At 45.9% G+C, this 20,535-nt stretch carries 18 protein-coding genes and 1 tRNA gene; all 19 read left to right on the top strand.

Going from position 1 to position 20,535, the window contains the following annotated elements; genetic code table 11:
• Positions 1 to 26: 26 nt before the first annotated feature.
• The 19 genes from EV211_RS07820 to EV211_RS07730 all read left to right on the top strand — a co-directional run bounded on the left by EV211_RS07820 (position 27) and on the right by EV211_RS07730 (position 20,512).
• Positions 27 to 2,807 (top strand): TroA family protein, encoded by a 2,781-nt coding sequence (locus tag EV211_RS07820; protein ID WP_133528875.1) that lies wholly within the window; start codon positions 27 to 29, stop codon positions 2,805 to 2,807.
• Entirely contained in the window at positions 2,797 to 3,960 is a 1,164-nt protein-coding gene (locus EV211_RS07815; protein WP_133528874.1) for an ABC transporter substrate-binding protein, read from the top strand. Before EV211_RS07820 ends, EV211_RS07815 begins: the two co-directional genes overlap by 11 nt.
• A gap of 3 nt (positions 3,961 to 3,963) precedes the next feature.
• Positions 3,964 to 5,040 carry a FecCD family ABC transporter permease gene (locus tag EV211_RS07810; protein ID WP_133528873.1) on the top strand — a complete coding sequence of 359 codons (1,077 nt, stop codon included), beginning with the start codon at positions 3,964 to 3,966 and terminating at the stop codon, positions 5,038 to 5,040.
• Position 5,041: 1 nt separating this feature from the next.
• Positions 5,042 to 6,142, top strand: coding sequence for an ABC transporter ATP-binding protein (locus EV211_RS07805; protein ID WP_133528872.1), 1,101 nt, complete (start codon positions 5,042 to 5,044; stop codon positions 6,140 to 6,142).
• Positions 6,135 to 7,274 carry a cobalt-precorrin-5B (C(1))-methyltransferase CbiD gene (gene cbiD / locus EV211_RS07800; protein WP_133528871.1) on the top strand — a complete coding sequence of 380 codons (1,140 nt, stop codon included), beginning with the start codon at positions 6,135 to 6,137 and terminating at the stop codon, positions 7,272 to 7,274. Before EV211_RS07805 ends, cbiD begins: the two co-directional genes overlap by 8 nt.
• Positions 7,275 to 7,955 carry a precorrin-2 C(20)-methyltransferase gene (gene cobI, locus EV211_RS07795; protein ID WP_133528870.1) on the top strand — a complete coding sequence of 227 codons (681 nt, stop codon included), beginning with the start codon at positions 7,275 to 7,277 and terminating at the stop codon, positions 7,953 to 7,955.
• Positions 7,956 to 7,957: 2 nt separating this feature from the next.
• Entirely contained in the window at positions 7,958 to 8,707 is a 750-nt protein-coding gene (cobM, locus tag EV211_RS07790; protein WP_133528869.1) for a precorrin-4 C(11)-methyltransferase, read from the top strand.
• Complete coding sequence (locus EV211_RS07785; RefSeq protein ID WP_133528868.1) at positions 8,704 to 9,705, top strand: cobalt-precorrin 5A hydrolase; 1,002 nt, start codon at positions 8,704 to 8,706, stop codon at positions 9,703 to 9,705. Before cobM ends, EV211_RS07785 begins: the two co-directional genes overlap by 4 nt.
• Positions 9,706 to 9,724: 19 nt before the next feature.
• Positions 9,725 to 10,462, top strand: coding sequence for a precorrin-3B C(17)-methyltransferase (gene cobJ, locus EV211_RS07780; protein ID WP_133528867.1), 738 nt, complete (start codon positions 9,725 to 9,727; stop codon positions 10,460 to 10,462).
• On the top strand, positions 10,443 to 11,204 hold the full coding sequence (gene cobK, locus EV211_RS07775) for a precorrin-6A reductase (protein ID WP_133528866.1): 762 nt from the start codon (positions 10,443 to 10,445) through the stop codon (positions 11,202 to 11,204). The genes cobJ and cobK overlap by 20 nt, the downstream gene beginning before the upstream one ends.
• Positions 11,201 to 12,397, top strand: a complete 1,197-nt coding sequence (gene cbiE, locus EV211_RS07770; RefSeq protein ID WP_133528865.1) for a precorrin-6y C5,15-methyltransferase (decarboxylating) subunit CbiE — start codon at positions 11,201 to 11,203, stop codon at positions 12,395 to 12,397. The genes cobK and cbiE overlap by 4 nt, the downstream gene beginning before the upstream one ends.
• Positions 12,390 to 13,772: a cobyrinate a,c-diamide synthase gene (locus tag EV211_RS07765; RefSeq protein ID WP_133528864.1), complete on the top strand. Its 1,383-nt coding sequence runs from the start codon at positions 12,390 to 12,392 to the stop codon at positions 13,770 to 13,772. The genes cbiE and EV211_RS07765 overlap by 8 nt, the downstream gene beginning before the upstream one ends.
• Positions 13,763 to 14,728 (top strand): adenosylcobinamide-phosphate synthase CbiB, encoded by a 966-nt coding sequence (cbiB, locus tag EV211_RS07760; protein WP_133528863.1) that lies wholly within the window; start codon positions 13,763 to 13,765, stop codon positions 14,726 to 14,728. The genes EV211_RS07765 and cbiB overlap by 10 nt, the downstream gene beginning before the upstream one ends.
• Positions 14,729 to 14,736: 8 nt before the next feature.
• The gene (locus tag EV211_RS07755) at positions 14,737 to 16,182 is read left to right on the top strand and encodes a cobyric acid synthase (RefSeq protein ID WP_133528862.1); all 1,446 of its coding nucleotides are present in this window, start codon (positions 14,737 to 14,739) and stop codon (positions 16,180 to 16,182) included.
• A 14-nt stretch (positions 16,183 to 16,196) separates the two neighbouring features.
• Entirely contained in the window at positions 16,197 to 16,817 is a 621-nt protein-coding gene (locus EV211_RS07750) for a precorrin-8X methylmutase (protein WP_133528861.1), read from the top strand.
• Positions 16,818 to 16,826: 9 nt separating this feature from the next.
• A complete protein-coding gene (locus EV211_RS07745; protein WP_133528860.1) occupies positions 16,827 to 17,882 on the top strand; it encodes a pyridoxal phosphate-dependent aminotransferase in 1,056 nt (351 codons plus the stop codon).
• Positions 17,873 to 17,948: transfer RNA gene (locus EV211_RS07740), tRNA-Arg, on the top strand. Before EV211_RS07745 ends, EV211_RS07740 begins: the two co-directional genes overlap by 10 nt.
• 289 nt (positions 17,949 to 18,237) lie before the next feature.
• Complete coding sequence (locus tag EV211_RS07735; RefSeq protein ID WP_133528859.1) at positions 18,238 to 18,915, top strand: hypothetical protein; 678 nt, start codon at positions 18,238 to 18,240, stop codon at positions 18,913 to 18,915.
• Positions 18,916 to 19,078: 163 nt separating this feature from the next.
• Positions 19,079 to 20,512, top strand: a complete 1,434-nt coding sequence (locus EV211_RS07730) for an InlB B-repeat-containing protein (RefSeq protein ID WP_133528858.1) — start codon at positions 19,079 to 19,081, stop codon at positions 20,510 to 20,512.
• Positions 20,513 to 20,535 lie beyond the last annotated feature (23 nt).

Below are 20,535 nucleotides of genomic sequence, written 5' to 3'. Positions count from 1 at the left end.
GAACTATTGAAAAGGAGAGTTGTAAGTTGAAAGGTAAAATCAAAGTCATATTAACAGTTATTCTGATGGTCACTCTCGTAATGATGATGACCCCATCAGTCATGGCTGACGGTACGGGATCGAGTGAAGTAAGCACTGCAGTATCGCAGGAGCAGCCATCAGACGAAGGAATAGCTGAAGATCAGACAGCTTCTGATCAAAGTCAGACAGCGTCAGATCAGACGGCAGAAGATAATGCAGATGATCAGTCTGGGACTACATCTGATAAGGATCAGCAAGATACTGAAGATACCGTTGAATCAGATGCTGTAAAGAAGAAGGCTGCTGAACCGAGAGAAGAAACTACACATTATGTCACCACGGCTAAAGCAGTCAGACTTGCGACTACTTTGGATGCCTTTGACAATTCAACTACACTATCCGATGGAACCTATATACCTTTCGGTATCACTGTCAGCGGTGGTACCGGCAAGGTAACTATAACCTGTCCACAGATAACAGTAAAGGGCGGCAAAGCCTATGGAAAAATAATATTCAGTAGCAAGTTTTATACGAAAATCAAGGTAAATGGAGTAACATACAAGGCCACAACAGTAGGAACTGCATCTGTATTCGCAGATGTTCCTGTTGAACTGAATAAGGATATGGAAATAACCGGGACTACGACAGCTATGTCGGCAGCTCACGATGTTATATATAAAGTCAATGTCAAACTGGCCGAACCTGCAGTAGATGCAAGCACAGTGACCGTTGATAATTCTACAGATATTAAAGATAATTCATATAAGCCGGATTCTTTCACATACAGCGGGGGCTCGGGCAAGGTAAAGATCAGTTGCAGTCAGATAACGGTCAGCGACGGTCATGCATTTGCTACCATAGTATTCGGTAGTAGATATTACACTAAACTCAAGGCTGACGGCAGGGTATATGACGGAATCATAGACACAGCCAAAGGAACATCTACTTATGTGATCCCTTTGAGCCTGAACAAAGATAACACTATAATAGGCACGACGACGGCTATGGCCGAAGCCCATGACATTACATACACGGTCAGGGCCGGACTCACCAGCTCGTCAGCAATCATCAAGGCCGATGATCCGTCAAGCGGTGACACCGGTAAAGATGACATAACAACAGACAAGAAGAAAAAACTTAAGGACGGAACATACAAGATCAGAACTGAAGTAACAGGGAAGATGTTTTACATTTATCCTAGGGACGCGTCTGTTCATTACAGCATTATAACTGTAATGAATGGCAAGATCAAGGCAACAATAACATTAAACGGTCAGGGCTATGATTATGTTTACATGGGCACGGAGTCTCAGGCCAAGAAGGCGAGCAAGTCCTCTTGGATAAAATACAAGGCTAAGAATGGATTCTATTCGTACACTATACCTGTATCCAAGCTGGATACCAAACTTAACATTTCTGCTCATTCCAGGAATTATAACAAGTGGTACGGTGACAGGACGATAAAGTTCTATAGCGGTACGGCCAAGAAGGTGAAATCCGGCACTACTACGACGGGAAATAAAAAGAACACATATAAGAGAAACAGTGGTAAATCTACTGTTGTCAGCGCTTCTGCTACAACGGCGTCAGTGAATAATTCTACAACGCTTAAGGATGGCACATATAGTCCGGATTCTTTCAACTGGTCCGGAGGTTCGGGACGTCTGGCTTACATCAGGTGTTCCAAGATCACAGTCAGCAATGGCAGAGCCTATGCTGCCATAACTTTCAGCAGCAGTTCCTACGACAGCCTGAAAGCCGGCGGAAGGATCTACGCCAAGACAGGCGGCGGCATGTCGACCTTTGTTATACCGGTAAAACTCAACGCTAACAATACCATTATAGGCAGGACTACAGCCATGTCGTCGGCCCATTGGGTAAGATATTCCATATACATTGCCAAGGCTGAGGGCGGAGCATCAACCAAGGCTACTACTTTGTCGACCTATAAGATGCCGACCAAGGCGCCGACTATTACAGGCCTGACATATAAATCGACAGTCAAGATCAAGAAGGCCGGGTATTTCAAGATATTCAAGTACGAGGATGGCGTGACTCTGATTGTTATGGATCTGACAAGTAATACGGAACTTTATCAGAAGTCCAAGTCTGAATCCAAGTCGGCAGACAAGGTTGAATATGATGAAGAAGGTAATCCTATAGCCAAGTCACAGCATGAGATCACGGAGGCTCTTTACCAGAACAATATAGTAAATTATCTGGTAGTGCCAAAGGGTTACGATGTGCCGGCTGGACTTGATAAGAAATGTATCATAGTTGAAAAACCTGTAAAGGACGCTTATGTCGCATCAGATGAAAGTCTGGCTTTCATGGACAGACTCAGCGTCACCGACAAAATCGGCACCGTGGGAATCAGCAAGAGTAAAATCAAGACGGCCAGCGTGAGCAAGGCTTTGAAGGCTGGGGACATCAAGTATGCCGGCAGTTACAAATCGCCTGACTACAGCACTTTAGTCAAGAACAAAACTAAGCTTTGCATTTTGTCAGATAATGTTTTACCTGCAAAGGTAGAAGGCAAGACCAGCGGTATTTTTGCATCAAAGAAAGCAAAGAAGGCTGCGGCTGAGGCCAAGGATAAGGAAAAATCCCTTACTACTTTGGAAGAGCGCTTTACAGCGTTGTCTGTGCCTGTGCTGGTAGATCGTTCAGCGGACGAAAAGGGCAAACTGGCCAAGGCAGAGTGGATCAAGGTTTACGGTGTGCTCAGCGGACAGGAAAAGAAAGCAGTTAAGATTTTCAACAAGGAAGTAAATGATGAAAAGTAAACTAAAGAAAACTACAGTATTGATAATAATTGCGTGTATGGTTGCGGTAATGGCCCTGACCGGTTGCGGAAGCAGCGGGAGCAGTGGATCGTCAGAGGGAAGTAAGGCTCCAGAAATCAAAGGGCTGACCTATAAGTCGACCTTGAAACTTGATTACGCCAAGCAGTTTAATGTCTATTACTATGAGGACGGTTATGAACTTATAGACGTGAAGGATGATGCGCAATATTTGGTGATACCTAAAGGCAAGGATAAACCAAAGGATCTGGATAAGGATATTGTCGTTATTAAGAGACCGGTCAAGAATATATACATGGCCGCTACGGCAACTATGTCGCTGTTTGCAGCCATGGACGGCCTGGATTCCATTAAAATGGCCGGTCTCAGGGCGTCAGAATGGTCATTCGATGCGCCGAAGAAGGCTATGAAGAGCGGCAAGATGGTCTATGCGGGTAAATACAGCCAGCCGGATTACGAGATGCTTCTAAACAAAAACTGCGGACTGGCTGTTGAATCTACAATGATCAACCATACCCCTGAGGTGAAGGAAATGATCGAAGACCTGAAAATACCTGTTTTCATCGATCGTTCCAGTTATGAGACTAATCCTTTGGGAAGAGTAGAGTGGATCAAACTATACGCAACCCTTGTTGGAAAGGAAGATGAAGCGGAGGCCTTCTTCAAGAAGCAGGAAAAGAAAGTCAGCAAATTGAAGGATTTCGAAAATACTGAGAAGACCGTAGCATTCTTCTATATATCTACAGATGGTAAAGCTGTAGTCAGAAGAAGTACTGATTATGTGCCTACTATGATCAAGATGGCCGGCGGGCGATACATATTCAAAGATCTGGACAGCAGCGATGGCAAGACTTCAATACCGATGACCATAGAGAAGTTCTATGATACGGCAGCAGACGCTGACTATATTGTCTATAACGGTAGCATAGACAGCACTGTAAGAAGCCTCGACGACCTGAAGGCCAAGGATCCGATCATGAAGAAATTCAAGGCTGTGAAGAACGGAAATTGCTGGGTCACAGGGACATCTATGTACCAGCGCACGGATGTAGTGGGTGACATGATCCTTGATTTCCACGAGCTTTTCACTGAGAAGAATCCCGAGAATCTTAAATTCATAACTAAACTGGAGTAGCCTATGGGAAATACAGAGATTAAAATTAAAGAAACAGGCAGCCCTGTCGAAAGTTTTCATCATGAGAACTTTCGAAGGCGCAGCCGATATACACTGGTATTTATATTTTTGGTAGCAGGATTTTTTGCTATTACAATAATTAATATTAATTCCGGCAATGTTGAAATACCCATATCTAGGATAGTGCATATTTTATTTACTGGTCAGGGCGATGAACAGGAAGTAAATATAATATGGAGGATAAGACTGCCGAGGATACTTATGGCGGCAATACTGGGAGGAGCCCTGTCTATTTCAGGCTTCCTCCTTCAGACATTTTTTGAAAACCCTATAGCAGGGCCATATGTGCTTGGCATCTCTTCAGGTGCAAAAATGGTAGTTGCCTTCGTCATGATCGTTTCCTTGCAATACATGCAGTCAGTATCTTCCTACACTATGATACTGGCCGCCTTCGTGGGATCACTTATATCTATGGGTTTCATTCTTCTGGTAGCCAGACGGATCAAAAATATGGCGGCCTTGCTGGTTGCCGGCATAATGATAGGATACATATGCTCGGCGGCAACAGACTTCATAATCACCTTTGCCAGCGACTCTGACATAGCTAACCTGCACGGCTGGTCTCAGGGCAGCTTCTCCGGTATGAGCTGGAGCAACGTAGGCATAGGCACTGTGGTAATCGGAGTAACAATGGGACTGACATTGATACTATCCAAGCCTATAGGAGCTTATCAGCTGGGAGAGGCTTACGCACAAAGCATAGGCGTGAATATAAAATTCTTCCGGGTAATGTTGATATTGCTTTCCAGTCTGTTGTCAGCCTGCGTTACGGCCTTCGCAGGACCGATTTCCTTCGTAGGAATAGCAGTGCCGTTCCTGGTCAAAGGGAGCCTGGGCACATCCAAGCCCTTAGTGGTAATACCGGCTACATTCCTTGGCGGCGGCGTATTCTGCATGTTCTGTGATATCGTTGCCAGACTGGCATTCGCACCATTAGAACTGAATATAAGCACAGTAACATCGATATTCGGAGCGCCGATAGTCATCTATATGATGATAAGAAAGAAAGGAGTTCGCTGATATGGGAAAAGCGTATCTTTCAATGGACAAGCTGTCAGTAGGATATAACAAAAGAGTACTTATCAAGGATATATGCATAGACATCCATAAGGGCGAGATAGTTACTCTTATCGGACCTAATGGGGCCGGCAAATCAACTATTCTGAAGAGCATAACCAGGCAACTGCAGATCATAAGAGGCAAGGTAGTACTAGACGTAAACGACCTGCATAATACGACGTTCAAGGAACTATCTACTAAGATGGCTGTAGTTCTTACAGATAGAATGAAGCCGGAACTGCTGACTTGCCATGATATAGTTGCGACCGGCAGATACCCATACACCGGACGGCTTGGTATATTGACACGCGAGGATGAGGATAAAGTTGACGAGGCCCTTGCGGCAGTAAACGCACGAGAACTTGGTACCCGGGATTTTAATGCAATCAGTGATGGTCAGAAACAGAGGATACTTCTGGCGAGAGCCATATGCCAGGAACCGGAAATAATCATACTGGACGAGCCTACATCATTTCTGGATATCAGGTACAAATTGGAGCTCCTGTCTATTTTAAGAAATATGGCTAAGAAAAAGGGTATAACCGTGGTCATGTCACTTCATGAAATAGATTTGGCAGAAAAGATATCTGACAAGATAATCTGTGTCAATGGCGACAGGATATCCCATTTCGGAACCCCTGATGAAATATTCAGGGAAGATACCATTAGGAAACTCTATAATATCGACAACGGATTCTTCGATCCCGTCTTCGGAAGCATAGAACTACAGAAACCGGCGGGTAAACCCAAGACATTCGTAGTATCGTCAGGAGGCAGTGGAATCAAGACTTACAGGAAACTGCAGAAGAATAACGTACCTTTTGCGGCAGGCATATTATATAAGAATGACATAGATATACAGTTGGCAAGATTGCTGGCTTCGGAGGTGATCACAGAGGAACCCTTCGTAGAAATAAGCAAAGACACCTTCGAGAAGGCGTTAGATGTTATGCTCAGCTGCGATCGTGTCATAGACGCCGGCGTAGTCATAGGCGACTGCAACAAAAGGATCGGTGAACTGCTTCATATAGCTAGAGAAAAGGGAATGATCGTAGATGAATAAAGATACTATAGTAAAAAATGGTAAAGAATTGAGATGCGGATACACAACAGGGAGCTGTGCTGCGGCGGCAGCTTCGGCTGCTGTAGAAATGCTGCTGACCGGAAAGACTGTAAATCAGGCATTTGTCAGACTTCCTGGTGGTGAAAGCGCCACATTTGATATTGAGGATACGGCTGTAACTGGTAAGGATGCATTTTGTTCCGTAACAAAAGACGGCGGCGACGATCCTGACATTACCAGCGGACTTAAAATATGCGCCAGAGTAACCTTTGTGCCCGAGAAGAAAGTTGAGATACTTGGCGGCCGGGGAGTAGGCCGGGTCACGGCTAAAGGCCTTCAGTGCAAGGTAGGAGAGCCGGCAATCAATCCCATGCCCAGACAAATGATCGTAGACAGCATTGAAAGAGTCAAGAAAAGTCATGACTTCAGCGGAGGCCTAGCTGTGGAAATATCAGTTCCCAGGGGCGAAGAGGCCGCTCAGAAAACCTTCAACCCGAGGCTTGGCATAGTCGGCGGTATATCTATCCTGGGAACTACTGGAATAGTTGAGCCTATGAGCGAGAAGGCTCTGGTGGATACTATAAAGATATCTATTGATAAAAGATACGCGGAGAATCCGGAATCCATACTGATATCGCCGGGAAATTATGGCAGGAAATACTGTATGGAGGAGCTGGAACTGGACATAGACAAATCGGTCCAGATTTCCAATTACGTTGGAGAAGCTCTGGACTACATTAAATACAAGGGATTCAAGGAAATTCTCCTTGTAGGACACATGGGTAAACTGGTGAAACTGGCGGCCGGGGTCATGAATACTCATTCGGCCTATGCTGACTGCAGAATGGAAACCATAGGCGTACATTGCGCTTGTCTGGGGGCGAATCCTGAAACTGTAGAAGCAATACTGGGTTGCATAACCACTGATGAGGCTTTCGATATAATCAAGGATAAGCCATATTATGGGGCTGTCAAGGAACGGCTTATAGCTAAGGTCATGGATCATCTGAACTTCAGATTGAAGAATCAGGTAAAGATAGAGGTGCTCATGTTTTCTACAGGAAGAGATCATATTATTAAAAGCAGTGGAGCGGAAGAGTTCATTAATAAATTCACAGAAGAGGAGAAATAGATGAAAGGACGATTTATTGCAGTAGGTATAGGTCCGGGAGATCCGGAACTGCTTACAGTTAAGGCAATCAAAGCCATAAGGGAATGCCAGGTGGTGGCAGTGCCTGTAAGCGGAGGTAATGAAAATATTGCTCTTAAGATAGCCGGGGAGTATATTGACGATAATAAATTATTGTATTGCGATATGCCTATGATCAAGGATAAGAAAGCATTGGCGGAAAGCCATAAGAAAGTGGCGGACGGCATCGCTGAGATCCTGGACAGAGGGGAGGATGTGGCTTTTCTGACCCTGGGAGATCCGGCTGTTTACAGTACTGTTATGTACATACACAGAATACTTGCAGGTCGTGGCTATGACACTGCCATGATCCCGGGAATCACATCATTCTGCGGAGCAGCAGCAAGCCTGAATGTTTCCCTTTGTGAGAGAGATGAGATACTCCATGTGATCCCGGCCACGTACAAAGGTGCTATGGGTGGCCTAGAGGGTACTCGTGTACTGATGAAGTCTGGAAAGAGTATCATGAAGCTGAAAGATGAGTTGGCAGACGAGGGAGCTATGATGGTTGAATGCGCTACTATGGATACTGAGAAGGTATATAGAGATATAGGGCAGTTGGAAGAGCAATCGAGTTACTTTTCCCTGGTCATAGTGCCTGATAAGAACAGAAAGGAAGATTAGAAATGGTATATTTTATCGGAGCAGGTCCCGGAGCTGCGGACCTTATAACAGTAAGAGGGCAGAAACTGCTGGAGGAGGCCGATGTAATAATCTATGCAGGCTCCCTGGTAAATCCGGAACTGCTGAAGGCGGCGGGGAAAGACTGTCTCATATATGACAGCGCTTCCATGACATTGGAGGAAGTTCTGAAAGTAATGGATGAGAATCGCGACAGGAAAGTTGTCAGGCTGCACACAGGAGACCCGTGCATTTATGGCGCTATAAGAGAGCAGATGGATCAGCTGGATGAAATGGGCATTAAATACGAGTCGGTTCCCGGCGTAAGTTCATTTATCGGAGCGGCTGCGGCTCTCAACGCAGAGTTCACACTTCCCGATGTGAGCCAGACGGTGATCCTTACAAGAATGGCAGGCCGCACGCCTGTGCCGGAAAAGGAAGAAATAACCAAACTGGCTACTCACGGAGCAAGCATGGTGGTGTTCCTTACTTCAACTATGCTGGCAGAGCTTACTGACAGACTTATAGAGGGCGGCTATGGTCCGGATTCCCCGGCGGCAATAGTTTACAAAGCTACCTGGCCTGATCAGAAGGTCATCAGGACCAAGGTCAGGGATATTGCGTCTGCCGCAGAAGCAGAGGGCATAAACAAAATGGCTCTTATTATGGTAGGCGGGTTCCTAGGCAATGAATATGACAGATCCAAGCTTTATGACCCTGCATTTACTCATCAATTCAGAGAGGCTAGCAAATGATGAAGAATCTTTGTATCCTGGCCTTTACAGACAAGGGACGGGAAACTGCGGAGAAGGTCAGAGCAGGCCTTCCGGATATGAACATTGAAATGTATGATAGGTCATCAGGGACAGCAGGCAGATTTGTGGAAAGCAGGTTCACAATAAGTGATGCCATTATCTTCGTAGGAGCTGTAGGTATTGCAGTAAGAATGATCGCGCCATATGTCAAGTCCAAAGGAACAGATCCTGCAGTGGTCGTTCTCGGTGAAGACGGCGCATATGTCATATCTGTTCTGTCAGGACACATTGGCGGAGGTAACAGGCTCACAGAGCGTATAGCGGGCATAATCGGAGGCCAAGCTGTAATAACAACGGCTACAGACATAAACGGCGCTTTCGCGGCTGATGTCTGGGCTTCGGATAACGGCTGTGTCATACCTGAACTATCAATGATCAAAATAGTATCCGGTGCAGTACTGCGAGGCGAGGCAGTAGGCTTCGATGCAGGTGGATTCCCTGTTGAAGGGCAGTTGCCTCAGGAACTGACTTCAGAAGAAGCAGAGGCTGGTATATCCGTCAGTCTTTCGGGAAACAGCAATAAGTACGAAAACACTCTGAATGTAGTGCCGAAAATAGTTACTTTAGGCGTAGGCTGTCATAAGAATGGCGACAGCGAGAACTTCGAGAAAGCCGTGCTGAAAGCTCTGGCGGACAATGAAATATCCCTGACTGCAGTGGAGAGAGTTGCGTCCGTATACCTTAAGAAAGACGAAAAGTGCATAGCAGACTTTTGCGGCAAATACAGGTTGCCTTTTGTGACTTTCTCCCCTGACGAGCTCATGGCAACGTCGGGAGACTTCGCCCATTCGGATTTTGTTGAAAAAATCACTGGGGCGGACAATGTCTGCGAACGCAGCTGCGTACTGGCCAGCGGAGGCCGGCTGATCATGAAGAAGACGCCGTCGGAGGGCGTCACAGTAGCAGCGGCAGTCAGACCATGGAAATGCAGGTTTTAGTAGGAATTTAGGAGAATCAATGGAAAAGAAGATTTTTGTAGTGGGCATAGGCCCGGGAAACAGTGAATATATGACGCCTCAGGCCAGGCAGGCTATAGCCGACAGCGATGTTGTCGTTGGCTACGACCTTTATGTAGAACTGGTGAAAGACCTTTGTCAGGGCAAAGTTGTTAAATCGACGGCCATGAAAAAAGAGGTCGACAGGTGCAAGCTGGCCCTTGACAGCGCTCTGGCAGGGAACAAAGTAGCCTTTGTCTGCAGCGGCGACGCCGGCGTTTACGGTATGGCGGGAGTCATGAGCGAGGTGGCGGCAGATCATCCCCAGGTGGAGATAGTCACGGTGCCTGGCATAACAGCGGCATGCAGCGGAGCGGCAGTACTTGGCGCGCCTTTGATCCACGATTTCGCAGTCATATCACTCAGCGACCTTCTGACGCCTTGGAGAGACATAGAGAAAAGGCTGGATCTGGCGGCTCAGGCTGATTTCGTCATCTGTATCTATAACCCAAAGAGTAAAAAAAGACATGATTACATAGACAAGGCGGCAAATATAGTCAGCAGATCAAGAGGCTGGGACACAGCCTGCGGCTATGTGAAGAATATCGGTCGCCAAGGAGAGCAGGGCGTTGTCTGCACTCTGAAAGACCTGATAGAAAATGACGACATAGACATGTTCACTACGGTTTTCATAGGAAAGTCTACGACCAGAGTGATCAACGGAAAGCTGGTGACGCCACGTGGCTACAGGAATGTCTAGGATACTCATATTTGCGGGGACATCGGAGGGTCATGAGCTGGCTCGCTTTTTGATGAATGAAGGCAAGGCTTTACAGGCAGATATCTGCGTTGCCACTGATTATGGCGAGGTGGTACTGGATGATATCGAGGGCATGAGGATATTTACAGGAAGGCTGGATGAGAAGGCTATGGAAGATCTCATAAAAACCGAAGGCTACGGGCTGATCGTAGATGCAACCCATCCCTACGCAGCAGAGGTCACAGCCTGCATTTCCGCGGCGGCGGCCAAGACAGGAGAAGAAGTCATAAGGCTTGTTCGAGAAGAAGAAACTGCAGAAGGCCTCGAATATGTGTCTTCTGTAAGTGAAGCGGCGGAGTTGCTGAGTCAAAGCACTGAAGGATTTCTCCTGACAACTGGGGCCAAGGAATTAAAGGATTTCAGCCAGGTCAGAGATTTCAGCGAGAGGGCAGTGGCAAGAGTACTACCAAGCGAAATGTCCCTGAAGGCATGTCTGGACGCAGGATTGCCGCCTAAGAGAATAATCTGTATGCAGGGGCCATTTACCCGGGAAATGAATGTTGCTACAATGGAGCAGTATGGCTTGGAAACTCTCGTGACCAAGAGCACTGGAAGGGCCGGCGGATTCATGAACAAAGCGGACCTTGCTGATGATGGTTACCGGGTCATCGTCATAGGCCGGCCGGAGCATGAGTCAGGGTATACTTTAGATGAAGTTAAGGAAAGGTTGAGGACATTATGAATGTCACTGTAGTTGGAGCAGGTCCGGGATCGCCGGAGTTGTTCACAGGAAAAATGAAGAAGGCTGTTTCAGAAGCTGATCTGGTGCTGACATCTGAAAGGCTGGTCCATGACATGAAATTATTGAATGTCAATGCCAAGGCCTGCGGCATCAAAGAAACTCTGGAATATATAGATGAAAAGGCAGATTCTGAGGAAAGGCTCTGTGTAGTTGCCAGCGGCGACACCGGCTTCTACAGCATAGCTTCCACTATAGCAAGACAAGCCGGGAAAGGCGTGACAGTAGAGCGCATATGCGGCATCAGCAGCATGCAGTATTTTGCGGCAGTTACAGACCACGGCTATGAAACTATGAAACTTGTAAGCCTTCACGGCCGAGGCAGCTCCATAGTACCTTTTGTATGCTATAATAAGAGCGTATTCGCCCTGACGGGCGGAGCCCTGAAAGCCTCAGACATAGTCAGAGAACTGGCAGATAAAGAAATGGATCATGTTCAGGTATTCATAGGTGAGAATCTTACTATGGAATCGGAACGCATAGTTCAGGGAAAACCATCAGAGCTTGCGCAGCTGGAGTTTGATGATCTGGCAGTAATGATAGTTGACAATCCGGAGGCTGCGGACAGCAATATGGTATTGCGTGATGAAGACTTCATCAGAGGCAAGGTGCCTATGACCAAGGAGACTATACGCTGCATTGCGGCGGCAGAACTGGCTATAAAGCCGGGAGACGTGGTTTATGATGTCGGAGCCGGCACAGGTGCTATGACATGCACCATGGCTCTCGCAGCCAATGAGAGCTTCGTTTACGCAGTGGAGAAGAAGGCGGAAGCTGTGGAACTTGTCCATGCAAACATGAAGAATCTTGGCATATACAACATTGACCTGAAGTCAGGCTCAGCACCGGAGGCTATGGAGGGATTCCCGCCGGCAGATAAGGTGTTTATCGGCGGATCATGCGGCAATCTGAGAGAGATAGTAGAAAGAGTTCTGGCGGCCAATGAGGCGGCTGTCATTGTCATAACGGCCGTTACTCTGGAGACACTCAGCGAAGCCCAGGTGCTTTTCAAGAGTCTAGAGTTAAAGACGGATATCAAGTGCATAAACATATCCAAGGCAGAGAAGCTTGGCAGATACGATCTCATGAAGGCAGAAAATCCCATATACATCCTCAGAGGAGAGAAAGATGATTAAAGGCAGTGGAGCGAGAATATTAATAGCCGGCGCAGGCAGCGGCTGTGGCAAAACCACAGTTACCTGCGGGCTTTTGTCTGCTCTGAAACAGAGAGCGGTCAATACTACAGCTTTCAAATGCGGCCCGGATTATATAGATCCCATGTTCCACAGCGAGGTGCTTGGAACAAAATCAAGGAACCTGGACGTCTTCTTATGTGGGGAGAACACGGTGAAATATCTCCTGGACAGGGATTCTGACGGTTCGGAGCTGTCTGTCATAGAGGGCGTTATGGGGATTTATGACGGTGCGGGATTCCAGGACGACACAGGCTCGGCCAACCACATTGCAAGGCTTACATCAACGCCGGAACTTCTGGTCCTTAATGTGAGAGGAAAGGGACTTTCCCTGGCGGCAGAGGCTGCAGGCTATCTGAATTTTACGGAGAATAATATAGGGGGACTGATACTGAACAACTGTTCAGAAGCCATGTACGGCATATATAAGGAAATGTTGAAGGAAAAGCTGGGCATAGATTGCTATGGATTCATGCCTCATATAGAAGAGGGTGAGATTGGAAGCAGACATCTGGGTCTGATCACAGCCGATGAAATATATAATCTTAAAGAGAAGATGGCGAGACTTGGCATAGCCGCTGAGTCTTCCCTAGACATAGACGGTATACTGGCCCTGGCAGCCGGTGCAAGCACTTTAGAATACGAGAAGCCGGAACTTCATATTACTTCAGGGGCAAAGGTACGGATCGCTATAGCAAGGGATAAGGCATTCTGCTTCTATTATGAAGACAGTCTGGAGCTCCTGGGGGAATACGGGGCAGAACTGGTGCCATTCTCGCCTTTGGAGGACAAAGGTCTGCCTGAGGATGTCAGGGGTGTCATTCTGGGCGGAGGTTACCCTGAGGTACACGCCGGCAGGTTATCAGCTAACAAAGCTATGCTTGACTCTGTCAGAAAGGCGGCCGATGGGGGCATGCCAATATATGCTGAATGCGGAGGTTTCATGTACCTGGGGAAATCCATAGATGACGGCGAAAACATCTATCCTATGGCAGGCGTTGTGGATTCGAGATTCAAACTGACTAACAATCTCGTACGCTTCGGCTACAAAACCCTGACCGCAAACACAGAGAATATTTTGTGCCATAAGGGAGACAAGATAAAATGTCATGAGTTCCATTACAGCGACACAGACGAGTATGGCGATTGCTTCACGGCTGTCAACAGCCGCGGCCGCAGATGGAAGACTACAGTAGCCAGTGATAATATTTTGGCCGGCTACCCCCATATACATCTTTGGAGCAGACCTGAAGCGGCGGGGAACTTCGTGGACAAATGCAGGAAGTTTGCAGAAGGGGCCGGTGAGCCATGGAAATAGCAGCAACGGTTCTGATTGCCTTCGCTCTTGATGCCATATTCGGGGATCCCGGGTGGATACCGCATCCTATAGTATTCATAGGTAAATTAATAAGCGCTACAGAAAATCTCTTGCGGCGGATTATCCCAGCTACTAAAAATGGACAGCTTGCAGGAGGCTTTTTCCTGACAGTAACAGTAGTTGCCATATCATTCATTATTCCATTCCTGGCTATTAAATATCTGGGAATGCTGGACTGGCGTTTGGGATGGGCGCTTCAGGTATTCTGGTGCTGGCAGATATTCGCAGCCAGATCCCTGAAAAAGGAAGCTATGAGAGTGTATGATCAGATCGAAGCAGGAAATCTGGAAGAGGCCAGGAAATACCTTGGATTTATAGTCGGAAGAGACACGGGAGATATGGACTTCGATGAAATAGAGAAGGCTGTAGTTGAAACAGTTGCAGAGAATACTTCCGATGGTGTGACTGCGCCGATGTTGTTTATGATAATCGGCGGCGCGCCGCTGGGATTTCTGTATAAGGCTGTGAATACTCTGGATTCCATGGTAGGATATAAAAACGAAAAATATCTGTACTTCGGCAGATTTTCCGCTTATACTGACGATGTATTCAATTACATACCTTCAAGGATAACGGCAATGGCTATGATTCTTGGAGCAGGTCTGTCGTCAATGAGCGGGAAAAACGCCTGGCGCATGTGGCGAAGGGATAGGAACAAGCACCTGAGTCCTAACAGCGGACATCTGGAATCTGCCTGCGCGGGAGCACTGGGAGTGCAGCTTGGCGGTGACGCCTGCTATTTCGGGAAGTTGTATAAGAAGAATGCACTCGGTGACGATCTTCGTCACATCGAGGCTGATGATATAAGAAAGTCCATAACATTGATGTACGCTGCATCGGTCATAATGCTGGCCCTTGCAGAGTTAGCGAGAGTAGCAGTAGTTTTATTGATATGAGGAGAAAAATGGCTAAATCTATAATGATACAGGGAACCTGCTCCAATGCAGGGAAAAGTCTGCTGACAGCAGGCATATGCAGGATACTTAAGCAGGAGGGCTATAATGTGGCGCCATTCAAGGCTCAGAACATGGCTCTGAACTCCTACATAACCAAGGATGGCCTGGAAATGGGCCGGGCCCAGGTGACTCAGGCTGAGGCCTGCGGACTGGAGCCTGACTGCAGAATGAATCCGGTGCTGCTTAAGCCAACCAGCGACAAAGGATCTCAGGTAATCCTCAACGGCAAGGTCTACGGCAATCTTACGGCCACAGAGTTCTACGACAAGAAGCCTGTCTTCAGAGAAGCAATCAGGGAAACCTATGATTCATTGGCATCGGACTATGACGTAATAGTTCTCGAGGGCGCAGGCAGTCCGGCAGAAATAAACCTGAAGGATAACGACCTGGTGAATATGGGTATGGCAAACATGATAGACGCCACGGTACTTCTAGTAGGCGACATCGACAGGGGAGGCGTCTTCGCTTCACTTGCCGGCACTATGCTGCTCTTTGACGAGGAAGAGCGGGCCCGGGTCAAGGGCGTAGTCATAAATAAATTCAGAGGTGACTTGGATATTCTCAGGCCGGGCCTTACGATGCTTGAGGACATAATCAAAGTACCCGTAGTCGGCGTGGTTCCCTATATGCATCTTGATATAGATGATGAGGACAGTCTCTCATCTAAATTCAAGGGCGCGTCTCCAGAGGCTCTCATCGACATTGCGGTCATCAGGCTGCCACGCATATCAAACTTCACGGATTTCAATCCCTTGGAGTATATTGACGGCGTAGGCGTGCGTTATGTGTCATCGGCGTCGGAGTTAGGTGATCCTGACATGGTAATAATTCCTGGAACAAAAAATACTATGGCTGATCTTCTCTGGATGCGTCAGTCTGGTCTGGAAGCAGCGGTTCTTAAGTACAGCTCTTCCGGAAAACCTGTAATGGGCGTATGCGGCGGATATCAGATATTAGGTCAGAGTATTTCCGATCCATACAATGTGGAACACGGCGGGACATTATCTGCTATGGGCCTTCTGCCTCACAGCACTGAATTTGCCCATGAGAAGGTGACACAGGAGTCAGAAGGACAGTTGTCAGATGTGACCGGCATCTTCAGCGACTTGTCAGGCCTTGATTTCAAAGGCTATGAAATACACATGGGCCGTTCAGAAGCAGATGCTAATATAATCAACGAAGGGAATGTCTATGGCACTTACATCCACGGCGTCTTTGATAAAGAGAATGTAGCTAAAACGGTTATAGAGGCCTTGTTCCGTGAGAAAGGCCTGGATCCTTCTAAGGTGAAAGCCTTTGATATAGAAAAGTATAAGCAGGAGCAGTATGACATCCTTGCGGAAGGTCTTAGAAAGGCCTTAGATGTGGACCTGATACTGGATCTGGTAAAATAAGGAAGGGATAACAGATGAAAATAGAAAACATTAAGCCTGCGGATATTGAAAAACGCAGTTTTGAAATAATAAGCGAGACTCTTGGCGATAAAAAACTCGACCCAAGGTACGAGCTCATAATCAAAAGGTGTATTCACACATCAGCTGATTTCGAGTATGCTGACAGTATGTATTTCTCAGACGGCGTCGCAGACAGAATCAAAGAAGCCATCAGAAATGGCGCTACGATCGTCACTGACACTAGAATGGCTCAGTCCGGCATCAATAAAAAGCGCATAGAGGCCAATGGAGGGGAAGTCCTTTGTTTCATAGGCGATGAAGACGTGGCGGCTGAAGCGAAAAGCCGCGGACTGACGCGCTCCTATGTAAGCATGGAAAAAGCAGCGCACCTTGGAAAGCCGGTAATATTCGCCATAGGCAACGCCCCGACAGCACTTTTGTCCATATGCAGTCTGGTAGCTGAAGGAAAGCTTGACCCGGTAGCCGTAGTCGGCGTGCCTGTAGGCTTTGTAAACGTCGTAGAAAGCAAAGAGCAACTTATAGACTCTGGCATACCTGCAATAGTAGCAAGAGGCAGGAAGGGCGGAAGCAACATCGCCGCAGCTATAATCAACGCAATACAGTATCAATTGTAAGGGAGAATCATGAAACCTGAAATACATGGTGGAAACATTTATAAATACGATCATAAGGTCTATGACTTTTCGGCTAATCTGAATCCTCAGGGAATGCCGACGGCGGCTAAGAAGGCTCTGATCGAAAGCATAGACCAATATGAAAGCTATCCGGATCCGGATTGCAGGGAACTGAAGTCTATCATCAGCAGATTTCACGGAGTCAGTGAAGACCGGATATGCTGCGGAAACGGTGCTGCAGATATCATATTCAGAATAGCTATGGCATTCAGGCCTGGTTCAGCATTAATAGTTGCGCCGGCTTTCTCAGAATACGCAGAAGCACTGGAATTAGCAGGCTGCCTGGTAGAATACCTAGAAATGAAAGAAGAAGACGGATTTCATGTTCCACAGGACATAAGTGACAGAGTAGCAGGCTATGACATGGTATTTATATGCAATCCGTCCAATCCTACTGGTATAGTGGTTGACAGAAATGTAATACTGTCAATGGCATCAGCATGCAGCAGAGGCGGTGGACGTCTGATTGTAGACGAGTGCTTTGCAGAATTCCTGGAAAATGAGGGAGCATGCTCTATACTGGATTGCATTGAGAACTTATCTGGAATAATTGTTCTGAAGTCCTTCACCAAGTTATTTTCTATGGCGGGTCTGCGCCTGGGATACTGCATTTGCAGCGATACAGAGGATTGTGATGCAATAGATGACACCATGCAGACATGGCCCGTATCAACGGCATCCGCCAAGGCAGGCGCCGCAGCTATGTCAGCATATAAAGGCGATGCTCCGGCAGTTGTTGCACCGGAGAGGAACCGTCTAAAGTCAGGCTTGAAAGAACTTGGCTTCAAGGTCTATGATTCTGAAGCCAATTACGTATTCTTCAAGAGCGGTTTTCCATTGGATGAGCCTCTTCAAACTAGGGGTATACTCATCAGAAACTGCGCCAACTATCACGGTCTGTGCCAGGGTTATTACAGAATTGCAGTAAGAACTTATGAAGAGAACAGTTTCCTACTGGAAGCATTGAGAAATATATGCTATAATAATACCGTTACGCGCCTGTAGCTCAGGGGATAGAGTGGCACACTCCGAATGTGAAGGCCGCGGGTTCGAATCCCGCCAGGCGCACCAGTTATTAAATCGCTGAAACCGTTGAAAATACGAAATTTGGCGATTTTTAGTTTTGCAGATTTTGTAGATTTTGTATGGACTTGTTGTTTAGATAACAACAAATATATTTGCACGATAACGCAATGAGAGTATAATAGGCATATAAGAAAGGAACTTACTAAGATAGAAAGTGTGAAAATGATAATAAGATGATCTGATGCCCTTTGTGGCTGGCGGACTGTTCGGTTTTTTGACTTCGCCAATCGTATATATCGGCAATCATCTCAAATGAGGAGGTATGGAATAAGATATGAAATATGGTGTAAGAACGCCCAGCTTTACGCGCTCTGTCAAGGCTAGAACTACTGGGCGTATAAAGAGGGCTGTAAAAAAGGAGATAAATCCGCTCTACGGGACCAAGGCTATGGGAGTTATAAGGAATCCTGAGAAAGCCGTGTATAACAGAGTCTATGACAAAACTACTATCGGTACCGGTGTGACAGGTGTGGCCTTCGATGCTGTAACAGGTGGCTCCGGAAAGGGAAAGTTCCCGAAGACCTCCGGCAAAAACGCAGACGGAAATAAACCTGTTAAAGTGGAAAATAGTGCCGTTGAAAACGATATGCAGAAAACGGAGGCCGCTACTGAAAACGATATGCGAGAAAATAAACCGCTGACGGATAAGCCAGCATCCAAAGATAACGGCGCCGATGCCGAATGGGTAGACTATATTAATGAGCCTCCCAATCGCAAGCCGAAGAAGAGACTCGTCGAAGAATATTCGCAGCATCCCGAATATGCAGACAAAGACAGAAAGACATATCTTATAGCTGCGATAATATCTCTCATAATAGGTCTTATATCATCAGTTATCGATGATTACATTTGCTTGGCTGGACTTACATATGCGATATACTGCTTCTGGCACAGACGCACCATAAGGAAGGCGAAAGAGGCTGCTTCGGAGGTACAAGACAGCACTCAATAGATTATCAGACCGTCAGAATAGGGCAGATCAGCCTTTTCTGGCGGTATTTTTTTCCTCGTATTCCATTGTATCCGGTTGTATAATATTCATCTGCAATTCTTATAGACAATAGTAAATCAAAAATAAACAATAAATTCATATTTATTAGAGAAAGGAAGAAGAAATGAGAATTATAACTAAAAGAATAAAACAGTGTGCTGTTATTATTATGAGCATTGCTATAGTAATTGCAATGTCTTTTACTATGACGCAAAGCAACATTTACGCTGCGTCAAGGAAAGCACCTGCAACAAAGATAACGAGTACAAAGGTATATAACGGCTATCAGGCAAAGGTGACTTGGAAAAAAGTAAAGAAAGCATCGTCTTACACAGTCGCTTATACCGATGGCAGAACAAAGAAAACAAAGACCAAGAAAGTAAAGTCTAATAAGTGTATTGTCACTTGCGGATTTAATAACACTTGCAAAATAAAGGTAAAGGTGAATAAGAAGGGATACAGATCAAGTTCTTATTCAAAAGCAAAGACTGTTAAAACGGGAGAAGATAAGTCATTTGATGTAATATATAAGGCAAATGGCGGAGTTGGTGAAAGTCATTTAACTTCAGCTTCCATATATCGTGACAGCGCTGACAAGAAAATAGCCAGTTATACTCTTTCTAATAGAACTTGTAAATTTACAAAAGAAGGATATGAATTTATTTGTTGGAATACAAAAGCTGACGGCAGCGGCAAAAGGCTAGATGAAGATTCAAAAATAAGCAATACTCTTGCTCCTGCAGGCGGAACTGTAATATTATATGCTCAGTGGGCCAAATGGCATGTTATCAAATATCACGCAAACGGCGGAAAAGAATTACATCCTGCAAATGATGAAGAAAATTCAGGAAGCAGGTCTTTAGAACTATGTATCGATAATTCTAATTATACTAAAGAAGGTTATGTCGTTTATGCTTGGAATACAAAAGCTGACGGAACCGGCGTACAGTATAATAATATGGACCTGGTAGATACTACTAAACTTAATGATACCGATTTTGACCTTTACGCTATGTGGACTCCGAAAAACTATAGGATAAAATATAATGCTAATGGTGGAAAAGGCGTTAAAACAAATCATTCTTATACTTGTAGTCTGACGTCAAGTACTTATAAACCGGCGTATGGAATAACTTATCCGCATATCAGCCTGAAGTATAAAACCGAAACAGGCAAGGTAATGGGGATGTCCGGAAAATACTGGGTAACACCTTCCCTTTATTTTGATTCTAAATGGAATTATGAAAATATTACTACCAGTGGTAAGGTAACAGAAATTCATAATATCAAAACAAAGAACCTTCTTTATTCAAAAGATGTTTTTGGAAACAAGTTAAAGAATAAACAGACGCTTAAAACTCCTGATCAGTATTTCCTGTATGACGAAGCACAGAATCTTGACAAGAATGAATTTTCTAAGTCAGGCAGTACTTTCGCAGGTTGGAATACAAAAGCTGACGGAAGCGGTACTTCTTATAAGGATTGTGAGTCCGTAAGTAAGTTATCGTCTAAAGATGGCGGAACTGTTAGGTTGTATGCTCAGTGGAAAGCTAACTAACAATCATAACTACAGCATTTACT

This window comes from Aminicella lysinilytica, from assembly GCF_004362975.1.
In the GTDB taxonomy this organism is placed as follows: domain Bacteria; phylum Bacillota; class Clostridia; order Peptostreptococcales; family Anaerovoracaceae; genus Aminicella; species Aminicella lysinilytica.
Note: the sequence above shows the minus strand (reverse complement) of the source record. Positions and strands in the feature narration are given on the sequence as shown.